This window comes from Flaviflexus sp., from assembly GCF_041440645.1.
GTDB lineage: Bacteria > Actinomycetota > Actinomycetes > Actinomycetales > Actinomycetaceae > Flaviflexus.
On the sequence record NZ_JASDVN010000027.1, the window covers coordinates 1 to 19,680 of the forward strand.

General features: G+C 59.5%; 18 protein-coding genes, 2 tRNA genes and 1 pseudogene. 16 read left to right on the forward strand and 5 right to left on the reverse strand.

Going from position 1 to position 19,680, the window contains the following annotated elements; all coding sequences use genetic code 11:
- The 8 genes and pseudogenes from QMB98_RS03345 to QMB98_RS03380 form a co-directional block, all read left to right on the forward strand.
- Window positions 1-528, forward strand: a pseudogene (locus QMB98_RS03345) (DNA replication and repair protein RecF); the annotation flags it as partial.
- On the forward strand, window positions 518-1,111 hold the full coding sequence (locus QMB98_RS03350; RefSeq protein WP_371684236.1) for a DUF721 domain-containing protein: 594 nt from the start codon (window positions 518-520) through the stop codon (window positions 1,109-1,111). The pseudogene QMB98_RS03345 and the gene QMB98_RS03350, both read left to right, overlap by 11 nt.
- Before the next feature lie 162 nt (window positions 1,112-1,273).
- Window positions 1,274-3,334, forward strand: coding sequence for a DNA topoisomerase (ATP-hydrolyzing) subunit B (gene gyrB, locus QMB98_RS03355; protein WP_371684237.1), 2,061 nt, complete (start codon window positions 1,274-1,276; stop codon window positions 3,332-3,334).
- Window positions 3,335-3,342: 8 nt separating this feature from the next.
- Window positions 3,343-5,979, forward strand: coding sequence for a DNA gyrase subunit A (gene gyrA / locus QMB98_RS03360; RefSeq protein ID WP_371684238.1), 2,637 nt, complete (start codon window positions 3,343-3,345; stop codon window positions 5,977-5,979).
- A complete protein-coding gene (locus QMB98_RS03365) occupies window positions 5,976-6,392 on the forward strand; it encodes a DUF3566 domain-containing protein (RefSeq protein ID WP_371684239.1) in 417 nt (138 codons plus the stop codon). The genes gyrA and QMB98_RS03365 overlap by 4 nt, the downstream gene beginning before the upstream one ends.
- Window positions 6,393-6,647: 255 nt before the next feature.
- Window positions 6,648-6,721: transfer RNA gene (locus QMB98_RS03370), tRNA-Ile, on the forward strand.
- 20 nt (window positions 6,722-6,741) lie between these two features.
- Window positions 6,742-6,867, forward strand: a complete 126-nt coding sequence (locus QMB98_RS03375; protein ID WP_371684240.1) for a DLW-39 family protein — start codon at window positions 6,742-6,744, stop codon at window positions 6,865-6,867.
- Window positions 6,868-6,940 (forward strand) — tRNA-Ala (locus QMB98_RS03380). It begins immediately after the preceding gene.
- 489 nt (window positions 6,941-7,429) lie between these two features.
- Here the strand turns inward: QMB98_RS03380 and QMB98_RS03385 are convergent.
- A complete protein-coding gene (locus QMB98_RS03385) occupies window positions 7,430-8,764 on the reverse strand; it encodes a sodium/glutamate symporter (RefSeq protein ID WP_371684241.1) in 1,335 nt (444 codons plus the stop codon).
- Between the two features lie 259 nt (window positions 8,765-9,023).
- Between QMB98_RS03385 and QMB98_RS03390 the strand changes: the two genes are divergently transcribed.
- From QMB98_RS03390 to QMB98_RS03405, 4 genes are read left to right on the forward strand one after another with little or no spacing between them, the layout of a single operon-like run.
- Window positions 9,024-9,836 carry an ABC transporter ATP-binding protein gene (locus QMB98_RS03390; RefSeq protein WP_371684242.1) on the forward strand — a complete coding sequence of 271 codons (813 nt, stop codon included), beginning with the start codon at window positions 9,024-9,026 and terminating at the stop codon, window positions 9,834-9,836.
- The gene (locus QMB98_RS03395) at window positions 9,833-10,489 is read left to right on the forward strand and encodes an ABC transporter permease (RefSeq protein WP_371684243.1); all 657 of its coding nucleotides are present in this window, start codon (window positions 9,833-9,835) and stop codon (window positions 10,487-10,489) included. Before QMB98_RS03390 ends, QMB98_RS03395 begins: the two co-directional genes overlap by 4 nt.
- A gap of 5 nt (window positions 10,490-10,494) precedes the next feature.
- Window positions 10,495-11,157 (forward strand): ABC transporter permease, encoded by a 663-nt coding sequence (locus QMB98_RS03400; RefSeq protein ID WP_371684245.1) that lies wholly within the window; start codon window positions 10,495-10,497, stop codon window positions 11,155-11,157.
- Between the two features lie 10 nt (window positions 11,158-11,167).
- Entirely contained in the window at window positions 11,168-12,070 is a 903-nt protein-coding gene (locus QMB98_RS03405; protein ID WP_371684246.1) for an ABC transporter substrate-binding protein, read from the forward strand.
- Between the two features lie 160 nt (window positions 12,071-12,230).
- Here the strand turns inward: QMB98_RS03405 and QMB98_RS03410 are convergent, their stop codons facing one another.
- Entirely contained in the window at window positions 12,231-13,001 is a 771-nt protein-coding gene (locus QMB98_RS03410) for a hypothetical protein (protein ID WP_371684247.1), read from the reverse strand.
- A gap of 160 nt (window positions 13,002-13,161) precedes the next feature.
- On the opposite strand from QMB98_RS03410, the gene QMB98_RS03415 reads away from it, so the two are divergent.
- Together QMB98_RS03415 and QMB98_RS03420 are read left to right on the forward strand one after the other, a co-directional pair.
- Window positions 13,162-13,683 (forward strand): peptidylprolyl isomerase, encoded by a 522-nt coding sequence (locus QMB98_RS03415; protein ID WP_371684248.1) that lies wholly within the window; start codon window positions 13,162-13,164, stop codon window positions 13,681-13,683.
- Window positions 13,680-14,363 carry a rhomboid family intramembrane serine protease gene (locus QMB98_RS03420; RefSeq protein ID WP_371684249.1) on the forward strand — a complete coding sequence of 228 codons (684 nt, stop codon included), beginning with the start codon at window positions 13,680-13,682 and terminating at the stop codon, window positions 14,361-14,363. The genes QMB98_RS03415 and QMB98_RS03420 overlap by 4 nt, the downstream gene beginning before the upstream one ends.
- A gap of 311 nt (window positions 14,364-14,674) precedes the next feature.
- Here the strand turns inward: QMB98_RS03420 and QMB98_RS03425 are convergent, their stop codons facing one another.
- Window positions 14,675-16,000, reverse strand: coding sequence for an MATE family efflux transporter (locus QMB98_RS03425; protein WP_371684250.1), 1,326 nt, complete (start codon window positions 15,998-16,000; stop codon window positions 14,675-14,677).
- 312 nt (window positions 16,001-16,312) lie between these two features.
- Here QMB98_RS03425 and dnaB point away from each other — a divergent pair, with 312 nt between their 5' ends.
- Both dnaB and QMB98_RS03435 read left to right on the forward strand, forming a co-directional pair.
- Window positions 16,313-17,662, forward strand: coding sequence for a replicative DNA helicase (gene dnaB / locus QMB98_RS03430; protein ID WP_371684251.1), 1,350 nt, complete (start codon window positions 16,313-16,315; stop codon window positions 17,660-17,662).
- Between the two features lie 148 nt (window positions 17,663-17,810).
- Window positions 17,811-18,320, forward strand: coding sequence for a DUF664 domain-containing protein (locus QMB98_RS03435; protein WP_371684252.1), 510 nt, complete (start codon window positions 17,811-17,813; stop codon window positions 18,318-18,320).
- Here QMB98_RS03435 and QMB98_RS03440 read toward each other — a convergent pair.
- Both QMB98_RS03440 and QMB98_RS03445 read right to left on the reverse strand, forming a co-directional pair.
- Window positions 18,304-18,891, reverse strand: a complete 588-nt coding sequence (locus QMB98_RS03440; protein ID WP_371684253.1) for a YdcF family protein — start codon at window positions 18,889-18,891, stop codon at window positions 18,304-18,306. The two genes, QMB98_RS03435 and QMB98_RS03440, sit on opposite strands and share 17 nt — an antisense overlap.
- Window positions 18,875-19,672, reverse strand: coding sequence for a PfkB family carbohydrate kinase (locus QMB98_RS03445; protein ID WP_371684254.1), 798 nt, complete (start codon window positions 19,670-19,672; stop codon window positions 18,875-18,877). The genes QMB98_RS03440 and QMB98_RS03445 overlap by 17 nt, the downstream gene beginning before the upstream one ends.
- Window positions 19,673-19,680: the final 8 nt, after the last annotated feature.

A 19,680-nucleotide genomic window follows, 5' to 3' on the forward strand; every position in this document is an offset into this window, starting at 1 on the left:
GGCACACCCCATCTCATCTACCGCGCGAAGGTGGATGAGGATTCCGAGAATGTGCCTACGCCCCAAGATCTCGACGCGGGAAATACCGCGTCCCTGACAGCGATTGAGGATGATCTGCAAGTTGTCAGCGCGGTCAAGGACCGCATCCTGGCCGAGATCGAGCGGGTTCAGGATCGCGAGATCGATCGCGGCGTCAATCTTGTTGGCCCGCACAGGGATGATCTCATTCTTGGCCTTAGGACCATGCCGGCGAAGGGCTTCGCATCGCACGGTGAGACCTGGTCCTATGCGCTGTCCCTGCGTCTAGCGGAATGGCAGCTCCTACGAGATGATGGGCGTGAAAGCGATCCCCTTCTCATTCTCGATGACGTGTTCGCGGAGCTCGATTCGAGGCGCCGTAGCGCACTCGCCAGCATGATTGATGCTGAGCAGGTCTTCATCACGGCTGCCGTCGGGGACGACATCCCACCGGAGCTCAGTGGTACTAGGTTCCGGGTTCACGAGGGGCAGGTGACACGTGAGAGTTGAGGAAGCTCGGGCGAAGGCCCAGGCGGAAACGGGTGATGACGTGTGCCTCGCGGCCCTGGAATGGGCGCGGCAGATGCAGACCCGTCACGGCTATCAGCGTGTGGGAAAGCCAAAGCCCTTCGTTGGTAAGGGTGCCCCGCGTGACGAGTCGCGAGTACCGCGAAACTTGGCCGTTCAGACTCCCGGTCCCGGGTGGGGTGACGTTGGTTCCGGGCCGCGGCCGTCGTGGCGGGATCCGCGTCCCATCGGGGAGGGGTTGGCGTCCCTCGTGACGGGCTCAGGATGGTCACGGCAGCTGGCCGTTGCGAAGCTACGGTCCGATTGGGATGGGATCGTCGGTCCCACAGTGGCGAAGAACTGTCCTCTCGAGAAATTTGAGGATGGGGTACTGACCATTACTGCAGCATCCTCCGCCTGGGCGGTCAACATTCAGTCCCTCCTTCCACAGGTGGAGAAGGCCATCGCGGACGCCATTGGTGAGGGAATTGTGGAGTCGATCAGGGTGCGCACTGCGCGAACTGTGTCGTGGAAGCACGGTCTGTTTTCCGTGCCGGGACGGGGACCGCGCGACACCTACGATTAGGCCCGTTCGAATAGTGAAATTCATGTATTAGCGCTAGAATGAGACGAGTTCTAAATCTAGGTATACCTACCAGTTTTAGGGTCCAGGACTACAGAAGCCATTCTGTGCATGTTTTCAGATGGCCGAGGTGCTGGGAAGGTTCAATGAAGGAGAATCCTGCACGTGGATGACGAACGCCTTTCGGAGGCAAATGCTCGGCGCCCAGGAACGGTTGATGAGGGACAGTCATACGACGCCGCGAACATCACCGTTCTCGAGGGACTTGAGGCAGTACGTAAGCGGCCGGGCATGTACATTGGCTCAACTGGTGAACGCGGACTGCACCACCTGGTGTACGAGGTCGTAGACAACTCGGTCGATGAGGCACTCGCAGGATACTGCGACCACATCGAGGTCACGATCCTTGAAGACGGTGGAATCCGAGTCGTAGACAACGGCCGTGGTATTCCCGTTGCCATGCACCCAACGGAAGGCAAGCCGGCAGTTGAGGTCGTCATGACCGTGCTGCACGCCGGCGGTAAGTTCGGCAACGGCGGCTACGCCGTGTCGGGTGGTCTGCACGGCGTGGGTGTTTCAGTTGTGAACGCACTCTCGGTTCGCATGGAAACCCAGGTGAAGCGCGACGGTAGCAACTGGAGCATCTCCTACAACAACGGTGTCACCGACGAGCCGCTCACGAAGGGGGAGCCCACGGACGAGACGGGCACGATCCAGACGTTCTGGCCCAACGGCGACATTTTCGAGACTCTCGACTTTGATTTTGAAACTCTGCGCCGCCGCTTCCACCAGATGGCGTTCCTCAACAAGGGACTGCGCATCACCCTGACCGATCTGCGTCCGCAGGCCATCGCCGAGGGTGATGAGGTGACGGGCGACGCTGAGGGAACGGCGAACGATCCGGTTCCCGGGCACCGCGAGATCTCGTACCGCTACGAGGGCGGCCTGCTCGACTACGTGAAGTTCCTCAACCAGATGAAGAAGGTTGACCTCATTCACGAGGAGCCGATCTACCTCGAGGCAGAGGACGATGAGAAGGCGATCTCGGTCGAGATCGCGATGCAGTGGACGAACGCCTACTCCGAGGCGATCCATACCTTCGCGAACACGATCAACACGACCGAGGGTGGTACGCACGAAGAGGGTTTCCGTTCTGCGCTCACGACGATCATCAACAAGTACGCCCGTGAGAAGGGGCTTCTCAAGGAGAAGGATCCGAACCTGACCGGTGAGGACGTTCGTGAGGGACTGACCGCCGTCATCTCCGTCAAGCTTGGTGAACCCCAGTTCGAGGGTCAGACGAAGACGAAGCTTGGTAATACTGAGGCGCGGACGTTCGTCCAGCAGCAGACCTACCAGCACCTGTCCACCTGGTTCGATGTTCACCCGAACGAGGCCCGCGACATCATTCGTAAGGCAACGCAGGCCTACCAGGCTCGCCTGGCTGCAAGAAAGGCCCGCGAGGCAACCCGACGCAAGTCCGTTCTCGAGTCCGCCTCCCTGCCCGGAAAGCTCAAGGACTGTTCCTCGCGCAACCCGGTTGATTCCGAGATCTTTATCGTGGAGGGTGACTCGGCGGGCGGCTCCGCCGTCAACGGCCGCGATCCCGCGCACCAGGCCATCATGCCCATTCGCGGCAAGATCCTGAACGTCGAGAAGGCACGCCTCGATCGTGCCCTCTCGTCCGACACGATTCAGTCGCTCATTACCGCCTTCGGCACGGGCATTGGCGACGAGTTCGATATCAGCAAGCTCCGCTATCACAAGATCATTTTCATGGCGGATGCCGACGTCGATGGTCAGCACATTGCGACCCTGCTCCTCACCCTCGTGTACCGGTACATGCGCCCCCTCATTGAGGAAGGCTACGTGTATCTCGCGATGCCCCCGCTGTACCGCATCAAGTGGACGAACGCCCAGCACGACTACGTGTTCTCCGATGAGGAACGTGACCGTGTCCTGGAAGAGGGCAAGGCCGCTGGCAAGCGACTGCCGAAGGACAAGACCACGGGCGCGGTTCAGCGTTACAAGGGTCTGGGCGAGATGAACGACATGGAGCTGTGGGACACCACCATGAATCCTGAGACCCGCACGTTGAAGCAGGTCGAGATCGGTGAGGCCGCAGCCACGGACGAGACGTTCTCGATTCTCATGGGTGAAGATGTGGAATCGCGTCGTAGCTTCATTCAGCGCAACGCGCACGACGTACGATTCCTCGATATTTAAGGGTAGATGTGAGCGAAGAAGAAACTGGAACGTACAACCACGGTGAGATTGTCGAGGTCGACCTCCAGCGCGAGATGGAGAAGTCGTACCTGGACTACTCCATGTCCGTCATTGTTGGTCGTGCACTTCCCGACGTTCGTGACGGCATGAAGCCGGTCCACCGCCGTGTCATCTATGCCATGTGGGACGGTGGCTACCGCCCGACGAGCGCCTTCTCGAAGTCGGCGAAGATCGTTGGCGACGTCATGGGTCACTACCATCCGCACGGTGACTCCGCCATCTACGATACGATGGTCCGTCTCGTACAGCCGTGGACCATGCGGTACCCGCTGGTGTCCGGTCAGGGTAACTTTGGTACTGCCGGTGACCTCGGGGCCGCTGCACCTAGGTACACGGAGGCCAGGATGGCTCCCCTGGCGGTCGAGATGGTGCGCGACATCGACCAGAACACGGTCGATTTTGAGCCGAACTACGACGGTTCGCTTCAGGAGCCGACGGTCCTGACCTCCCGCTTCCCGAACCTGCTCGTCAATGGTTCCGAGGGTATCGCGGTTGGTATGGCCACCCGCATCCCGCCCCACAACTTGCGCGAGGTTGCGAGCGGCGCTCAGTGGTACCTGGAGCACCCGGACGTCACGAAGGAAGAGCTGCTCGAGGAGCTCCTCAAGCTCATCACCGGCCCCGACTTCCCCTCGGGAGCCACCATTCTTGGCAAGAAGGGCATCGAGGAGGCGTACCGGACCGGTCGCGGCTCCATCACCCAGCGCGCCGTCGTTGAGGTCGATGAGATCAACGGCCGCCAGTGCCTCGTCGTCACCGACCTGCCCTACCAGGTGAACCCGGACCGACTCTTGGAGAAGATGGTCGAGAGTATCAAGGAGGGTCGCCTCCCCGGCATCGCCGACATTCGTGACGAGACCTCCGGTCGAGCAGGACAGCGCATCGTTATTGTTCTCAAGCGAGATGCTGTTGCGAAGGTCGTTCTCAACAACCTGTACAAGCACACCCAGCTGCAGAACAACTTCCCGGCCAACATGCTTGCCCTCGTCGACGGCGTGCCCCGCACCCTGTCTCTCGATGGCTTCATCCGCCACTGGGTGCACCACCAGATCGCGGTCATTCAGCGGCGCACCCAATTCCGCCTGGACAAGGCCCGGGAACTTCTCCACATCCTGACCGGCTACCTCAAGGCCCTCGATAACCTCGATGAGGTCATTGCCCTTATCCGTCGTTCCCCCACGGCCGATCAGGCACGCGAGGGACTCATGGAGCTGCTCGAAATCGATGCCGAGCAGGCCAACGCGATTCTCTCCCTCCAGCTGCGCCGCCTCGCAGCAATGGAACGTCAGAAGATTCTCGACGATTACGCCAAGGCCGAGGCCGAGGTGCTCGACTACGAGGACATCCTGGCACGGCCGGAGCGTCAGCGCTCCATCGTGTCCGAAGAGCTGCAGGAGATCGTCGACAAGTACGGCGACGAGCGACGCACCAAGATCCTGCCGTTCGATGGCGAGATGTCGGTCGAGGACCTCATTCCCGAAGAGGATGTTGTCGTCACCATTACTCGCGGCGGCTTTTCCAAGCGCACGAAGGTGTCCGAGTATCGCGCACAGCACCGCGGCGGCAAGGGCGTTTGTGGTGCATCGCTGCGAGGCGATGACGTTGTCGATCGCTTCGCGGTCGCATCCACGCACGACTGGCACCTGTTCTTCACGAACCTGGGCCGCGTTTACCGCATCAAGGGTTACGAACTACCCGAGGGTGGCCGCGACTCGAAGGGTCAGCACGTTGCGAACCTGCTTGCCTTCCAGCCTGGGGAACACATTGTCACGGCTTTGAACTTCTCCTCCTACGAGGATGCTCAGTACCTGGTGCTGGTCACCGCATCGGGTCTAATCAAGAAGACGAAACTGACGGACTACGATTCCCCGCGCACCGGTGGTCTCATCGCCATCAAACTCCGCGACCACATTGACGGTTCGACCGACCAGGTTGTTGGTGCCCGTCTCGTGAACGACGGGGACGACATTCTCCTCGTGTCCCGCAAGGGACAGTCGCTCCGCTTTACCGCAACGGATGAGGCGCTGCGCCCCATGGGTCGCGCCACCTCCGGTGTGACGGGCATGAAGTTCCGCGAGGGCGACTCCCTACTGTCCATGGACATCGTTCGCGATGATTCTGAGGTCTTCGTCGTCACCGAGGGTGGCTACGCGAAGCGCACGAGCGTATCCCAGTACCGCACGCAGGGTCGTGGTGGTCTCGGCATCAAGGTTGCAAACCTTGTTGAAGAGCGAGGCGACCTCGTGGGCGCACTCATTACCGAACCCACGGACGAAGTCCTTGTCATCATGAACTCGGGAAAGATCGTGCGTTCGGCCGTTTCCGAAGTGTCGCTGACCGGCAGAAACACCCAGGGCGTCATGTTCGCTCGTCCCGATGCGAACGACCGCGTTGCCGCGATTGCACGCAATGTCGAGACAGCCGAAGAGATTGCTCCGGAGTCCGGCGATAGCGCTTCGGAGGCTGCGGATAGTGAGCAGGCCGGCGATCAAGGCGTGGTCAACACCCCAGATGATATGCAAGCTGAGGTGTCGGGTGATGTAGCGTCTACCGTAGACAACACGACCGACGAGGATGAGTCATGAGCCAAATAACTGAACGGGCGGAGTCCGCACCGAAGAAGCAGCCGACGCGAGGCGGGATCCGGCGCGCGCACATGACGATCTCGAGGATCGACCCCTGGTCGGCTCTCAAGGTGTCATTCCTGCTGTCGGTCGGCGTTGGCCTCATGATCGTCATCTCCGCCATCGTCATCTGGAACGTGTTCGACACGATGAACGTGTTCGCCTCGATCAGGGACTTGCTCGAAACCCTTGGCTCTGCCCCGCTCCTTGAGCTCATGCAGTACCTGGAGTTCGGCCGCGTGGTCTCGTTCTCGATCGTCGTTGCCATCATCGATATCGTTCTTTTGACGGTTCTCGGTGGTCTTTTCGCGGTCCTGTACAACCTGATCGCGATGATGGTGGGCGGTGTCCACATCACTATCACGGACGAGTGAACACACTCTCATCGAAATTTCACTCTTTAGAAAGATTACGTTAAGATAACATTAGTGCCGTGGCCACCAGTTGATTCAAATCCTGGTGGCCACGAGACGTTTCCGGGGAAGGACACCTCTTCGGCATAATTCCCGATTCTCGCCGGCACAACTCGCGTCAACCGCGGGGTGTGTATGCAGGTTCACTAACCGTGAGTTTTGTTTCGGACCAGCCATTGAGTTAACCTAGTTTGGCACGTTACCGCAAGGCAACACGGGCCTATAGCTCAGTCGGTTAGAGCGCTTCCCTGATAAGGAAGAGGTCGCTGGTTCGAGTCCAGCTAGGCCCACACCCAACTGATTGGTTATCATGAAGAAGTTCGTAACAGTTCTCCTTGCAAGTGGCATTGGTTACCTTGCATGGATTAAGATTGCGGCTGACCGTGCTAATCAGGCATTATGGGAAGAGGTTGCGGATCCCACTCCGTCAATCTAAGGGGCTATGGCGCAATTGGTAGCGCATCTGCTTTGCAAGCAGAGGGTTCGGGGTTCGAGTCCCCGTGGCTCCACAAAATGAACGTGACACTTGGCTGCCGCGCTCGTCGCTTACCAGGCGAGTTTGGTTTCCTGGCAGTATTAGCCAGAATGTATTGGTATAAAAGTTGCTTTTGGTTGTAAAGCCTGAGAATGAGTGTTTAACCCGGTTCGAACCAAGTTCTTGTTGGCCACATCATGCTTTTTATCTCAGTCTATGATTGTGTTGCGTAGGAGAAGTGGTGTTAAAGCGGCTTCTATGGAGGGATGGGAAATCCTCGATACGAATGCTGTGACGGCACGACGCAACAACGGGGCTCAGAGCTGGTAGCCCACGATCTTGGTGTGCGACGTGTGGGGCAAGGCGATCGAGTGTGACTACTTCGGCGTCCGGGATTTCAGTGCTTTTCAGGCTTCGCGTCCCGTAAATACTCTCTGACTGATCAAAGGTCGCGAACGTGACGACGACGTGGTGAACTGTTCTGGTTTCTTCGCCAGAACCCACCAGCCCTTGAGGTGAGGCGTTACGCGGCTCCCGGCTTTTGAGCGCTCACCATGAGCCAAACACCCACAAATGCCAGGAGACCCCAGATGATAGCAACGAGCCACGGCAAGCCAGCGAGGATGATCAGGGGTGCCACTGCGACGGCTGCACCTTCAATGGGGATAAGGGGGATATAGGCGTAGCCGAATTCGTCCACGGTCCCCGACTCGAGATCTGGGTCAACGATGCGCAGCAAGGCGATGCCCGTGGCCACTGATCCCGTGGCCCAGCCCCAGGTGAAAATCTGCTTTTCAAACCAGGAATCGCCAAGGTACCTGGGCGCCACGAAGACGCCGAGGACAAGACAGAACACGATGCCCAGAACAAAGATCGCGATGAGGGCGGGCAGGTGGGCTGAAACGAAACGGGGTTCGATGGAGGCGATACCGCACACGATGAGGATGTCGGAGGCTGTGCCGGAAATTGCTTTAGTAGTTCCCCTATCCACCACGGTCATGGCGTTCGTGCGCCGCAGGATGAAACGCGCGATCAGACCCACCAAGAATGCTGTGGCGAACAGCGGAAGGGCGAAATTATTGAGCCGTTCAGCGGAGAGGTTTTGCACGACTCCACCCACGCCCACGATTGCCCCGATCAAGGAGAGATGAAGGCCCAGGGTCTCCATCGACGATCCCGACATCGTGTGCGTGGCATATGCCGAGCGTTCGTCACGCTCAAGGATCCCTCGCCTCATGGAGCGCGGGAGCGCAGTCGTGGAGGATTTCAGGGCCTTAGCGTAGCCGCGGCTGTGGCCGTAGCGCGACAGGATGACGCCACCTATGATCCCGGAGAGCATGCCCACCGTGGCCGCGGAGAAGGCAACAGAAGTGACTTCAGCCTGGCCCTGACTCGCGAACACATCACCCATCGCGGCGGACGTCCCAAAACCGCCGGACCATGCGGCGAATAGGATCAAGCCCATGAAGTTAGGTGAATCGAAGAGTGGGTCGAGGACAAGGAGAGCGAGTAGCATCCCGACGAGCACTTGCCCGGCTGGCATTGTGATGCCATAACCCGTGAATGCACGCACCTCCGAAGAAATCTTGGAGAAAGTGAAATCTTGGGCGATCGCCATCGATGCGAAGACAGCGGCGATGAGCATAGTCGTATATGACCCGATCATGGGCGAGAGCGGGAGAATTCCGGCCATGTTGGGACCCAGCAGGAATCCCAGCATGCCCGCGATGACCGGTGCAGGAAGAAGGAGCCACTGCAGTGGCCGAAGATACGCCCTCAAGACTACGCCCACGAGGAGCAGGGTGCCGATGATACCGACGTCGATAATGAGTGTGTTGAGGATCTGCGAGGCTTCCATAAGCTTTCCTACTCAAAGGATTAACAGCATTTCTACTGGTCGTGGGGCAAGTTGAGTTTATATGCCTTTTGCCGAGAAGTTGTGAAAATAGGTCGATACGCCAGGCTAAGTGTGCGACCGCGTCAGCATGACAGGATGTCTCGAGGCTCAAGGGTAAAGGAAATGTAACAATCCTGGTGATTACGTTTCTGATCCCCGCTTTTATGGCTGGGGAGACTAGTATTACTGGGACTGGCGCAGATAAAGCGAAGGAAACCCTATGATCCAGTTCCGCAATGTCGGCAAAACCTACCCGGATGGTACGACGGCAGTCAAGGACTTCAGTTACACGGTGGATCAAGGGCGTATTGTTGCCCTCGTTGGAGCCTCCGGTTCCGGCAAGACCACCCTGTTACGGATGGTCAATCGCATGGTCGAACCCACGACAGGCTCGATCTGGGTTGACAACAAAGATGTGTCGACTGTCGACCGCGTCCAGCTCCGCAGATCGATCGGGTACGTACTCCAGGCGGGAGGTCTCCTCCCGCACAGGACTATTGTCGATAATGTCGCCACCGTCCCCATGCTTAACGGTGTCAATCGGAAGAAGGCAAGGAAGGACGCGGAAGAGATTCTCGAACGTGTCGGCCTGGATGTCGGTATGGGAAAGAGATATCCCAGCCAGCTATCTGAAGGTCAGCAACAGCGTGTTGGCGTAGCCAGGGCTTTGGCCGCTGACCCCAAGGTGATGCTCATGGATGAGCCCTTCGGTGCGGTTGACCCGATCGTCCGAAAAGAGCTCCAGGAAGAGCTCCGCCGCCTCCAAGAAGAGCTCGGAAAGACGATTATTCTTGTCACCCACGACATTGAGGAAGCGTTCAACGTTGGCCATGACGTTGTGCTCTTGCGCAAAGGTGGCGAAATTCTCCAGTCTGGAACTCCGCAAGAAATCCTGTCCAACCCCCGCAACGAGTATGTTCGCCAGTTCATTGGTGCGGACCGCGCGGACCGTAATTTCACCATCAAGGAAGTGAACGGCGCCAAACTGATTGTTGATGGTGCAGGTCGCCCGGCAGGAGTCCTCCAACAGTGACCTGGCTATCCTATTCCTGGGAACATATTCGCGATCTCCTTCTCATCCACCTGTCAATAGCGATCCCCGCAATCCTGTTTGCGACGATTATCGCCGTCCCCATCGGGCGTTTTGCCTACCGCTTTCCGAGACTCGGCGGGACCCTTCTGTCCGCATCGACACTGCTGTATGCGATCCCGGCGCTCCCGATGCTCATCGTCATCCCCGCACTGTTTGGCACCAGCCTGCGCTCCGGTACCACAATCATCATCGCGCTCACGCTCTACGGAATTGCCCTGCTTGTTCGCAGTGCCTCGGATGGTTTTCACGCCGTTAATCCCCAGGTTCGTGAAGCTGCGATGGCGATCGGTTATTCGAAGCGGCAGATGCTTTGGAAGATCGACCTGCCACTCGCAATGCCGGTCATTATTTCCGGTGTCCGTGTCGTCACGGTCAGCACCGTCGGATTGACAACGATCGGTGCCCTCGTTGGTATTCAGAACCTCGGAAGTCTGTTCACCGATGGCTTCCAGCGCTCCATCATCGCCTCGGTTATCACCGGCATCGTTCTCACTGTCGCGGTCGCCCTCATTCTCGACGCCATCGTCCAACTCATTGGTCGTGTCCTGTCCCCCTGGGAGCGGGCTACCGTGCCGCAGCAGGTGGGATCGTGAACGTCATGACTGAAGCCTTTGAATGGCTTTCCGATTCGGCCCGCTGGTCGGGTCCTGGCAGCATTCCGCAGCGACTTCTCGAACACGTGGCGATCACAGGGCTCGTTGTTCTCCTCGCCAGCATCATCGCCATCCCCCTCGGCGTTCTCATTGGACATACGAGGAATGGCAAGGCGGCTGTCGTGGGCACGGCGGGTGCCCTGCGAGCCATTCCTTCCCTCGGTCTCCTGACCCTCGTCGGCCTCTACTCGGGTATTGGCCTCACCGCCCCCGTTGTTGCCCTCATTATCCTCGCGATACCGTCGTTACTTGCCGGTGCCTATTCGGGCGTGGAGTCTGTCGATAACCAGACGGTGGGCGCGGCGCGGGCGATTGGCATGAGTGAACGGCAGATCGTGTGGAAGGTGGAGCTCCCGATCGCGGCCCCCGTGATCGTTGGTGGTATCCGTGCCGCAACGCTCCAGGTCGTTGCCACCGCTACCCTCGCAGCCTACGTCGCTGATTTCGGGGTGGGACGATTCGTGTTCTCCGGGCTCAAATCCGGCAACTACGCCCCCATGCTTGGCGGGGCGATCCTCGTCATCGCCCTTGCTATCATCTTAGAAATTCTTCTCGCGTCCGCACACCGGGCGTCCCGTAAAATATCAAATCCGGCTTTGTGGCCGTGAAGGGAACATCATGAAACGAGTACTCGCACTCGTGACCGTTGCTGGGCTTGGACTTGTAGCCTGCTCCAACTCCGACCCGCTGGACGAGGGGGGTGATGGAGGCGGTGATCGTGATTCCTCCGCGATCGTCATCGGCTCCCAGGACTACTACTCGAGTGAAATCATCGCCGAAATCTACGCTCAAGCACTTGAGGCCGAGGGCTACGAGGTGGAGCGCGACTTCCGTATCGGACAGCGTGAAGCCTACCTGCCCGAAATAGAGGAGGGAAAAATTGACCTCTTCCCCGAATACACGGGACCTCTCCTGCGCTACTGGGAAGGAGAGACCGAAGTACGCGAAGCCGACGAGGTCTACGACGAACTTGTCGACGCCGCCCCCGATGGCCTCCGGGTGTTCGAATACTCTCCGGCAACCGACCAGGATGCCTACTTCGTGACGAAGGATTTCGCGGACGAATGGGGCCTTGAGACTCTTGAGGATCTGAAGAACGTAGAAGAAAGCATCACCGTTGGAGCGAACTCGGAACTGGAAACGCGACCGAATGGTCCGATCGGTCTGAAGGACGTCTACGGCGTCGATGTTGGCTTCACCCCGATTGAGGACGGTGGCGGGCAGCTGACCGTCAACGCACTCAAGGGTGATGACATCCAGATGGCACTCATCTACACGGCAGACCCTAGGGTTGCGGACTCGGAGCTTGTCCAGCTCGATGACACCAAGAACCTCTTCCTTGCCTCCCACGTCGTTCCCCTCGCGTCCGACAACGTCGATGAAAAGGCCGAAGAAATCATCAACAAGGTCAGCGCAGCACTCTCACCCGAGGACCTTGTGGAACTCAATGCACGCTCGGCAAACGAAAGCCTTCCCGCTGACGTCATCGCCAAGGACTGGCTCGCGGAGCAAGACTTCTAAGATAGAAAGTGAACGGAGTAGTTCACTTGGTTGACCTGGGCCCGGAGGAAACTCCGGGCCCGTCGCTTCACAATCGTGGTCGACGAGGGCGAGATAGGTGGAGAGTAAACGAATGCCCCCACCGCAGGGTGGGGGCAGGTTCGTAGGAAGTGGTTCTCTACTACTTCTTTTCGGGGTGACCGAGCTCCGTCTGGTTATCAGATTCGGTGAGACCAGCCTGCTCAGCGGCTTCAGCCTCGTTAAGCGCGGGCTTGTCGACCTTCTCCTCAACGACCGGGTCGTTGACGGAGGCCTGTGCCTCGGCGAGCGGGTCGATGGTTGCGCCCTCGCCGGAAGCTGCGGCCTGTGCGGCAGCATCCTCAGCAACGATGTCCTCCCAGTAGGCCTCAGCCCAGGGATCCTCGATCGGCTGGTTGCGCTTCCAGATCAGATACCCAACGCCAGCGGTTGCGACGCCAACGAGAACCCAACCGAACTTGCGGGACTTCTTCTTCGGCTCCGGTGGGGCCTGCAGTGCCTTCGAGGTTGCGGTGGAAACGGCGACAGCCTTGTCCTTGAGGCTACCGTCCTTACCGGCCTCCTCGCGAGCTGCATCGGCTGCGGCCTGGATCCTAGGGAGAACGTCGCGTTCCCAGCGATCGGATGCGGTCTCGGTCAGCTCCTGAGCCTTGCGGGAAGCGGTCTCAACGCGAGGGGCTGCCCACTTGGCGCCCTGGTCTGCGTAGTGCTTCGCCTGCTTGCTTGCCTTGTGGGCGTAGGTGCTGGCCTCAGCGCCTGCCTTCTCTGCGAAGTGCTTAGCGGATTCACTAAGAGAGCCAGTGCGGCTACCAATCAGATCAGCCCATTCGCCAATCTGACGGCTCAGTACTTCGCCTAGTTCCCCGGACTGGGACTTAGCCAGCTGCGGAGCGGTCTTCTTCTTGCCGAACATTCGACACCTCCATGTGGATACGACTATTACGAATAACTAGATAGAGTCTATAGGCACAGGCTGGTAGTTCGCTCGAGTTGAAATAATTACCCCCAAGAAATACGCCGATGGCGCAAGTAGCGGTTGGGCACCGGCATGCGATAGTGGGAAGATAGACCGTATGGAAGCAACTTTGCATACGAATCATGGCGATATTGTCGTCGAACTGTACCCCAACCATGCACCCGCCACGGTCGCGAATTTTACGGAGCTCGCCACCGGTCAGCGCGAATGGCAGAACCCGGCAACCGGTGAGCGCACCTCGGAGCCGCTCTACAACGGTGTTGTGTTCCATCGCATCATCCCCGGCTTCATGATCCAGGGCGGCGACCCGCTCGGAACCGGAACCGGCGGCCCCGGCTACAACTTTGACGACGAGATCCACCCGGAACTATCGTTCTCTGAGCCCTACGTGCTCGCCATGGCCAACGCTGGCAAGATCGCGGGTCGCGGCACCAACGGCTCGCAGTTCTTCATCACCGTTGCCCCCACCACCTGGCTGCAGGGCAAGCACACTATCTTCGGTCGCGTCGCCGACGAGGATTCGAAGAAGGTTGTTGACGCCATCGCAGCCGTTGACACCAACCAGATGGACCGTCCGCTCGAGGACGTCGTCATCAACTCCATTTCCGTATCGGCATGAGTGAATATCCGGATCCGGTGCCGGCAGGACCTCCGCCGGATCCGGATCGCCGCCGCTATGTCAGGCGGCCCAAGCCCGTCGTCACCATCGCCATCATCGTGGCGTGTATTGCCGTCTATGGGGCTGGTCGCCTCTGGTCCGAACTTGAAGCGACCCTGATCTTTGCGCCGTGGCTGGGCGAATCGCAGCCCTACCGATTCATTGGATCGGCCTTCCTTCACGCGGACTTCTGGCACCTGATCTTCAATATGTACGCCCTGTGGCTCGTGGGTCAGGCCATTGAACCGGTCTTTGGCTGGTGGCGTTTCGTCTGCCTCTATCTCCTGTCCGCCATAGGTGGCAACGTCGCAGTCCTTGTTCTTGCCGATCCCACGGGGGCGTCCTGGGCAACCTTTGTTGTGGGAGCCTCCGGCGCCGTCTTCGGACTCTTTGGCGCCCTCTTTGTTCTCGCGAAGGGCCCATCGAGGGACACCACGCCACTCCTCGTGCTCCTGGGAATCAACCTCATCCTCGGCTTCGTCGTCGATGGCATTTCGTGGCAGTCGCACGTCGGTGGCCTCATCATTGGTCTCATCGTTGGATTCCTCCTGACGAAGTCGAGGAAGACGTGGGTCAACATCCTCAGCATCGTCGGAGTCCTTGCGGCGCTGGCCGCGGTGTCGCTCCTCATCTATTCCTAACGCATCACACGCACTGGGCTCTTCGTCCCGACAGCCACCCTTCGGGGTGGCTGTTTTCGTTATTCGCCAAACAAATTTTCTCACCATTCACCAGTTTGTCCACAGAGTTATTCACAGCTGGGGATTGTTTCCACCGGAGCGCGGTCAAAAAACGTTGAAATCTCCGATAACTACATCGATGTAGTTATCCACCTGTGGGAAATACCTGTGGATAACTCTGGTTTGTTCCACAGCAGTGGATGAAATTGTGGGAAAGATTCTTGTGTGCTAACCGTTTGACACGAGCTTGTTGTTATGCGTTAACGAGGAGTTCATCGAGTTTCCCCAAGCACAATCCACCTATCCCCACGGGTGCGGAAGTAAAGGGTGAGGCTACGTGCCCCCATGAAGATCCCAGCGTAACCGGCCCACAGGGCAATTAATCCGACCATTCCGAGATCCGCTCCCGGACCCGCGAGAGCAAGGGGGACGGGTGTGTATAGAACGAGGGCGAGGATCATCATCCAGGCAAGGTAGCGAGTATCCCCGGCACCGATGAGAATGCCGTCAAGCATGTAGGCGATCGAGGCGATCGGCAGGCCGACGGCGCACATAACGAGGCCCCACATGGCCCACGATGCGACCTCACCGGATCCGGTGAAGGCGCGGGGAACAAACGGGGAGGCTAGCGCAAGAACAACCCCGAGGACGGCTCCAACGCCGATGCCCCACCACAGGCAGCGGGACAGCACCTGCCGCACGCGCTCGGGAGCCGAAGCACCGAGAGCCTGACCAACGAGCGCCTGGGCGGCAATCGCAAGGGCGTCAAGGCCGTAGGCCGCAAAGTTCCAGATTGAGTTAATGATCTGGTGGGCCGCGAGGGCGGTCGTGCCGAGGGCCGTCGCTGCCGTGACAGTTAACAGGATGCTGACGCGAAGCGACAGGGTGCGGATGATGAGGGGTATTGAGTCGCGTAGCGACTTCAGTACGCCAGCACCCGAGGGCAGGAGAGACACCTTCTGGCGATAGGCGGCGCGAGCAACGACGGCGCCTAGGGCAAGACCCATGCCGGTTTGGGCGAGGGCGGTACCGTAACCTGCACCAGCGACGCCAAGTCCTGCCGGATAGATGAGCAGATAGGACAGGGGAATGTTGGCCAGTGCGCCGGCCGTTGCCACGTAGAGCGGAGTCTTTGTGTCAAGCATCCCGCGCACTGTGCCGGTTGCGGCGAGAACGATGAGCATGCCGGGCAGTCCCCAGGCGCTCGCCGAGAGATATCGGGTTGCCTCATGCAGAACGGCTGCCTCGGGACCAAACCAGCTGAGGATCGTTTCCCCAAAGAAGAGGAGCGTCAACATGAGGACGATGCCAAGACCGATCGCGAGCCACACCCCATCCATGCCGAGTCGCAGGGCACGGGCGGGCTTGCCGGCACCAAAGTAGCGGGCCGTGGAGGCCGTCGTCGCGTAAGAGAGGAAGATGCAGATGCCGACCATCGTCGTCAGGATGGTCGAGGCAAGAGAGAGCCCGGCGAGCGGATCGATTCCGAGCCGACCAACGAGCGCGGTGTCCACAAGAATGAGAGTCGGCTCGGCCAGAAGGGTAGCGAGGGTGGGGAGCGCAAGCGACACAATCTGTCGGTCAATTCGTGTGGTCACGTCAACACCCTAGACCGGCGTGAAGTTATACTTGAGGAATGTGATCTCGGCGGAGTGTTCACGTCTTTATCCGTGAGTAAAGTTATCCACAGGTGTGGATATGTTTGGGGATGAATTCCCCAGGATTTCAACAGAAAAGCGCGCCAATTTCATCCACAGGTGGGATCGTTGTGGGTAACTGCCTGTTTTGCGCACAAGTTTTCCACGAAATGTACGGAGTGTTTCCACTGTTCGCAGCCGGTTGTCCACAGTTTATCCACAGATTGCGATTTGGTGTGGGCCGGTATAGTCGCCTTGAGGACAAGGAGAGCAATGACGGATTCTGGGGCAGGTTTCGAGCGCACGCCACCGCAAAATATCGAGGCAGAGATGTCTGTTCTCGGCGGCATGATGCTGTCGAAGGACGCTGTCGCGGACGTGACGGAGATTCTCAAATCCGATGACTTCTATCGTCCCTCCCACCAGCTCATCTTTGAGATCATCATGCAGTTCTTTGGCGACGGCGAACCCGCCGACGCCGTGACGGTTGGTGCCGAGCTCAAAAGGAGGGGCGAGCTCGAGCGCGTGGGTGGCCTGCCCTACCTGCACTCCCTGGTCGCCAGCGTCCCGACGGCCGCGAATGCCGGCTACTACGCCACAATCGTTCGCGAGCAGTCGCAGCTCCGTAAGCTGGTAGATGCCGGCACCCGAATCGTCCAACTCGGATACTCCACCGACGGCGCCGAGGTCGACCAGCTGGTCAACATGGCCCAGTCGGAGGTCTATGCCCTGACTGACTCGAACGAGAGCCGTGACTACGCGGTCATGGAAGACATCATCAACGACCTCGTCGAGACCCTTGAACACAACGAATCCAGGGGCGGGGAACTCGATGGTGTGTCATCGGGATTCCCCTCGGTCGATGCCATGCTCAACGGTTTCCGTGGCGGTCAGATGATCATCGTGGCGGCCCGCCCCGGTGCAGGTAAATCCACGTTCGCCATGGATGTCTGCCGCGCCGCAGCCGTCCATCACAACCTCCCGGTCGTGTACTTCTCGTTGGAAATGAACAGGACCGAGCTGTCGATGCGTGTCCTGGCGGCCGAGTCGAGCGTGTTCCTTGACCGCATGATCAAGGGCAATATGACCGCCGATGACTGGCAACGCGTCGTTGGTGGGCTGGAGAAGATCTCGAAGGCCCCACTCATCGTCGATGATTCACCGAACTTGACGATGGCGGAGATTCGCGCGAAGTGCCGCAGGCTCAAGCAGCAGAACGACATTCAGCTCATCGTCATCGACTACCTTCAGCTCCTCACGTCGGGCGCGAAGAACGTCGAGTCACGCCAGCAGGAGGTTTCCGACTTCTCCCGTTCGATCAAGCTTCTCGCCAAGGAACTCAACGTTCCGATCATTGCTGTCGCACAGCTCAACCGTGACTCTGAGAAGCGTGAGACGAAGAAGCCCATGGTGTCGGACCTGCGCGAATCCGGTTCGCTCGAGCAGGACGCTGACGTCGTGATCCTCCTCCACCGCGAGGACATGTACAAGTCCCGCGACGAGTCCCCCTCGGGCCTCGGTGAGGTCATCGTCGGCAAGCACAGGGCTGGCCCAGTCGGCTCCATCATGCTGACCTTCCAGGGCCACTACGCGCGCTTCGTCGAGGCCGCTGGAGACATCTAAGACCCGTCGAGCAGAACCGATCGTACGCGGCCCCCTTATCCACAGTCCTGAGAAAGGGTCCCGGCTCGTACGCGATCCTGAGCTGCGGTTCCCGCTTTCGAGCCTGAGCGGTTGACCTGCGTTGCGTCACGCTTGATAACGTGGCACCATGCTGACGACGATTCTGAGCGACGCACTGTCCCGCCCCATCGAGGTCTTCGAGAGGATCATCGATGAGCTCACCCTTGAGGAGCTTCATTGGGCTCCGGAGGGCGCGGACAACACGGTCACGTGGCTTGCGTGGCACACGGGGCGAGAGATGGACCTGCAGTTCGCGGCGCTCCAGGGTGCTGAGGACGTGTGGAAGCGTGACGGCTGGGTTGCTCGGTTCGGGCTGAATCTGCCCGAGGACTCGATGGGGTACGGCCACACGCCCGCAGAGGTGAGTGCGGTGGAGGTGACCGATAAGAGCCTGCTCGTGGGGTACCTGCGGGCCGTGTCTGAGGATGCCAGGAGCTACATTGCTTCCCTTGAGGAGAGTGCTCTGGACGAGATCGTTGATAGGAACTGGGATCCGCCCGTTGCTCGCGCCACCCGGATCGTCTCCATCATCGACGACGCTTCTCAGCACGCAGGGCAGGCCGATTACGTGGCAGGAATGATCAAGAACCTGCGATAGCGCGCCGGAGGGAACGAGCACCCCAGATCGCCAGCGCACCAACTTCTCGTACAAGGGACTTCAGGGTGATGGTGTGAACGGGGGCGGCAACGCCCCTCGGATCAAGCCCGATGCTCTTAGCCATGAGCAGTGCCCTGGGCAGGTGCGGGCGGGAGGTGACAAGCGTGATGGGAGGCAGGCCATCGGTGGCTACTTCCTGCGGGAGCACCGTGGGATCGGGTGCCTCCTCGGCGCTCTTCCCCACCCACGCATCGGGGTAGTCGGGGGAGGCGAGAATGGCCGCGAGGTGACGGAGGTTCTCTTCCGTTGTTCGTGAATGTGTCTCCTCAACGAGGCACCTGCGGGGAATACCGGTTTGTTCGAGGTAGCGGGCCATGACCGGGGCCTCGGCCTCCGCTCCCTCACTACCGATCCCACCCAAACAAAACACGACGGGTTCCAGGCCAACGCCGGTGGCGGTACGCCATTCCTGCACCGCGGTGTCGAGACGGGAGTGCAGGGCGGGGTTGGGACGCCCGCCCTGCACTGTGCTCCCGAGGACCGCGATAATCGGTCTAGTTTGTATAGGCACCTTGCCACACAGTGTCGAATGGCGGGTTGGCCGAGATCCTGCCCTGAATGCCCGCAGTCACCATGTCCTTGCCGACCTGGACGGCCTGACGGAGCTCGGTGCCCTTGGCAAGTTCGGCGGTGATGGCGGCAGCCAGCGTACATCCCGCGCCGTTGACGCGGTGCTCACCCACCTTGGGTGCGCGGTAGATGGTTGCCTCTTCGCCGTCCCACAGGACGTCGATGGCTTCGTCGCCTGGGAACTCGGTGCCACCCTTGACGACAACAGCCTTGGGGCCGTTGTCTGCAATGCGCTTGCCGGCCTCGATGAGGTCGTCAATGGTGTTGAGTGATTCCATGCCCGAGAGCGTGAGTGACTCAACGTAGTTCGGTGTCGTGACTGTCGCCTGGGTCAAGACCAGCTCACGCAGAGCCTTGTCGGTGTCGAAGGCCTGACCGCGTTCCTGACCCTTACAGATGAGAACGGGATCGACAACCACGTTCTTCCACGGCTGCTTGCGGAGGTTCTCAGCGACGACCTCGATCGTGGGAGGAGCACCCAGCATGCCGATCTTCACGGTGTCGAGCTCGTAGGCGGCAGTTGCTGCAGCGATCTGCTCCGCGATGAGATCCGGGGGCATGGGAGTGAAGCTGTGTCCCCAGTCGTTGTCGGGGTGCATCGTGACCACACAGGTGAGGGTGCCGAGTCCGAAGGTACCAAGTTGGTGGAAGGTACGAATGTCGACCTGGAGGCCTGCGGCCCCACTCGCCTCTGAACCGGCGATTGCGTAAGCGAAGTTCATAATTGCCT

What these genes read in the sequence shown, in the direction of transcription:
- QMB98_RS03420 (WP_371684249.1), top strand. Translation starts at nt 13,680, where the DNA reads ATGAGTGAATATCCGGATCCGGTGCCGGCAGGACCTCCGCCGGATCCG.
- QMB98_RS03410 (WP_371684247.1), bottom strand. Translation starts at nt 13,001, where the DNA reads ATGTTCGGCAAGAAGAAGACCGCTCCGCAGCTGGCTAAGTCCCAGTCC.
- QMB98_RS03390 (WP_371684242.1), top strand. Translation starts at nt 9,024, where the DNA reads ATGATCCAGTTCCGCAATGTCGGCAAAACCTACCCGGATGGTACGACG.
- QMB98_RS03385 (WP_371684241.1), bottom strand. Translation starts at nt 8,764, where the DNA reads ATGGAAGCCTCGCAGATCCTCAACACACTCATTATCGACGTCGGTATC.
- QMB98_RS03435 (WP_371684252.1), top strand. Translation starts at nt 17,811, where the DNA reads ATGCTGACGACGATTCTGAGCGACGCACTGTCCCGCCCCATCGAGGTC.
- QMB98_RS03405 (WP_371684246.1), top strand. Translation starts at nt 11,168, where the DNA reads ATGAAACGAGTACTCGCACTCGTGACCGTTGCTGGGCTTGGACTTGTA.
- dnaB (WP_371684251.1), top strand. Translation starts at nt 16,313, where the DNA reads ATGACGGATTCTGGGGCAGGTTTCGAGCGCACGCCACCGCAAAATATC.
- QMB98_RS03365 (WP_371684239.1), top strand. Translation starts at nt 5,976, where the DNA reads ATGAGCCAAATAACTGAACGGGCGGAGTCCGCACCGAAGAAGCAGCCG.
- QMB98_RS03400 (WP_371684245.1), top strand. Translation starts at nt 10,495, where the DNA reads ATGACTGAAGCCTTTGAATGGCTTTCCGATTCGGCCCGCTGGTCGGGT.
- QMB98_RS03415 (WP_371684248.1), top strand. Translation starts at nt 13,162, where the DNA reads ATGGAAGCAACTTTGCATACGAATCATGGCGATATTGTCGTCGAACTG.
- QMB98_RS03445 (WP_371684254.1), bottom strand. Translation starts at nt 19,672, where the DNA reads ATGAACTTCGCTTACGCAATCGCCGGTTCAGAGGCGAGTGGGGCCGCA.
- QMB98_RS03375 (WP_371684240.1), top strand. Translation starts at nt 6,742, where the DNA reads ATGAAGAAGTTCGTAACAGTTCTCCTTGCAAGTGGCATTGGTTACCTT.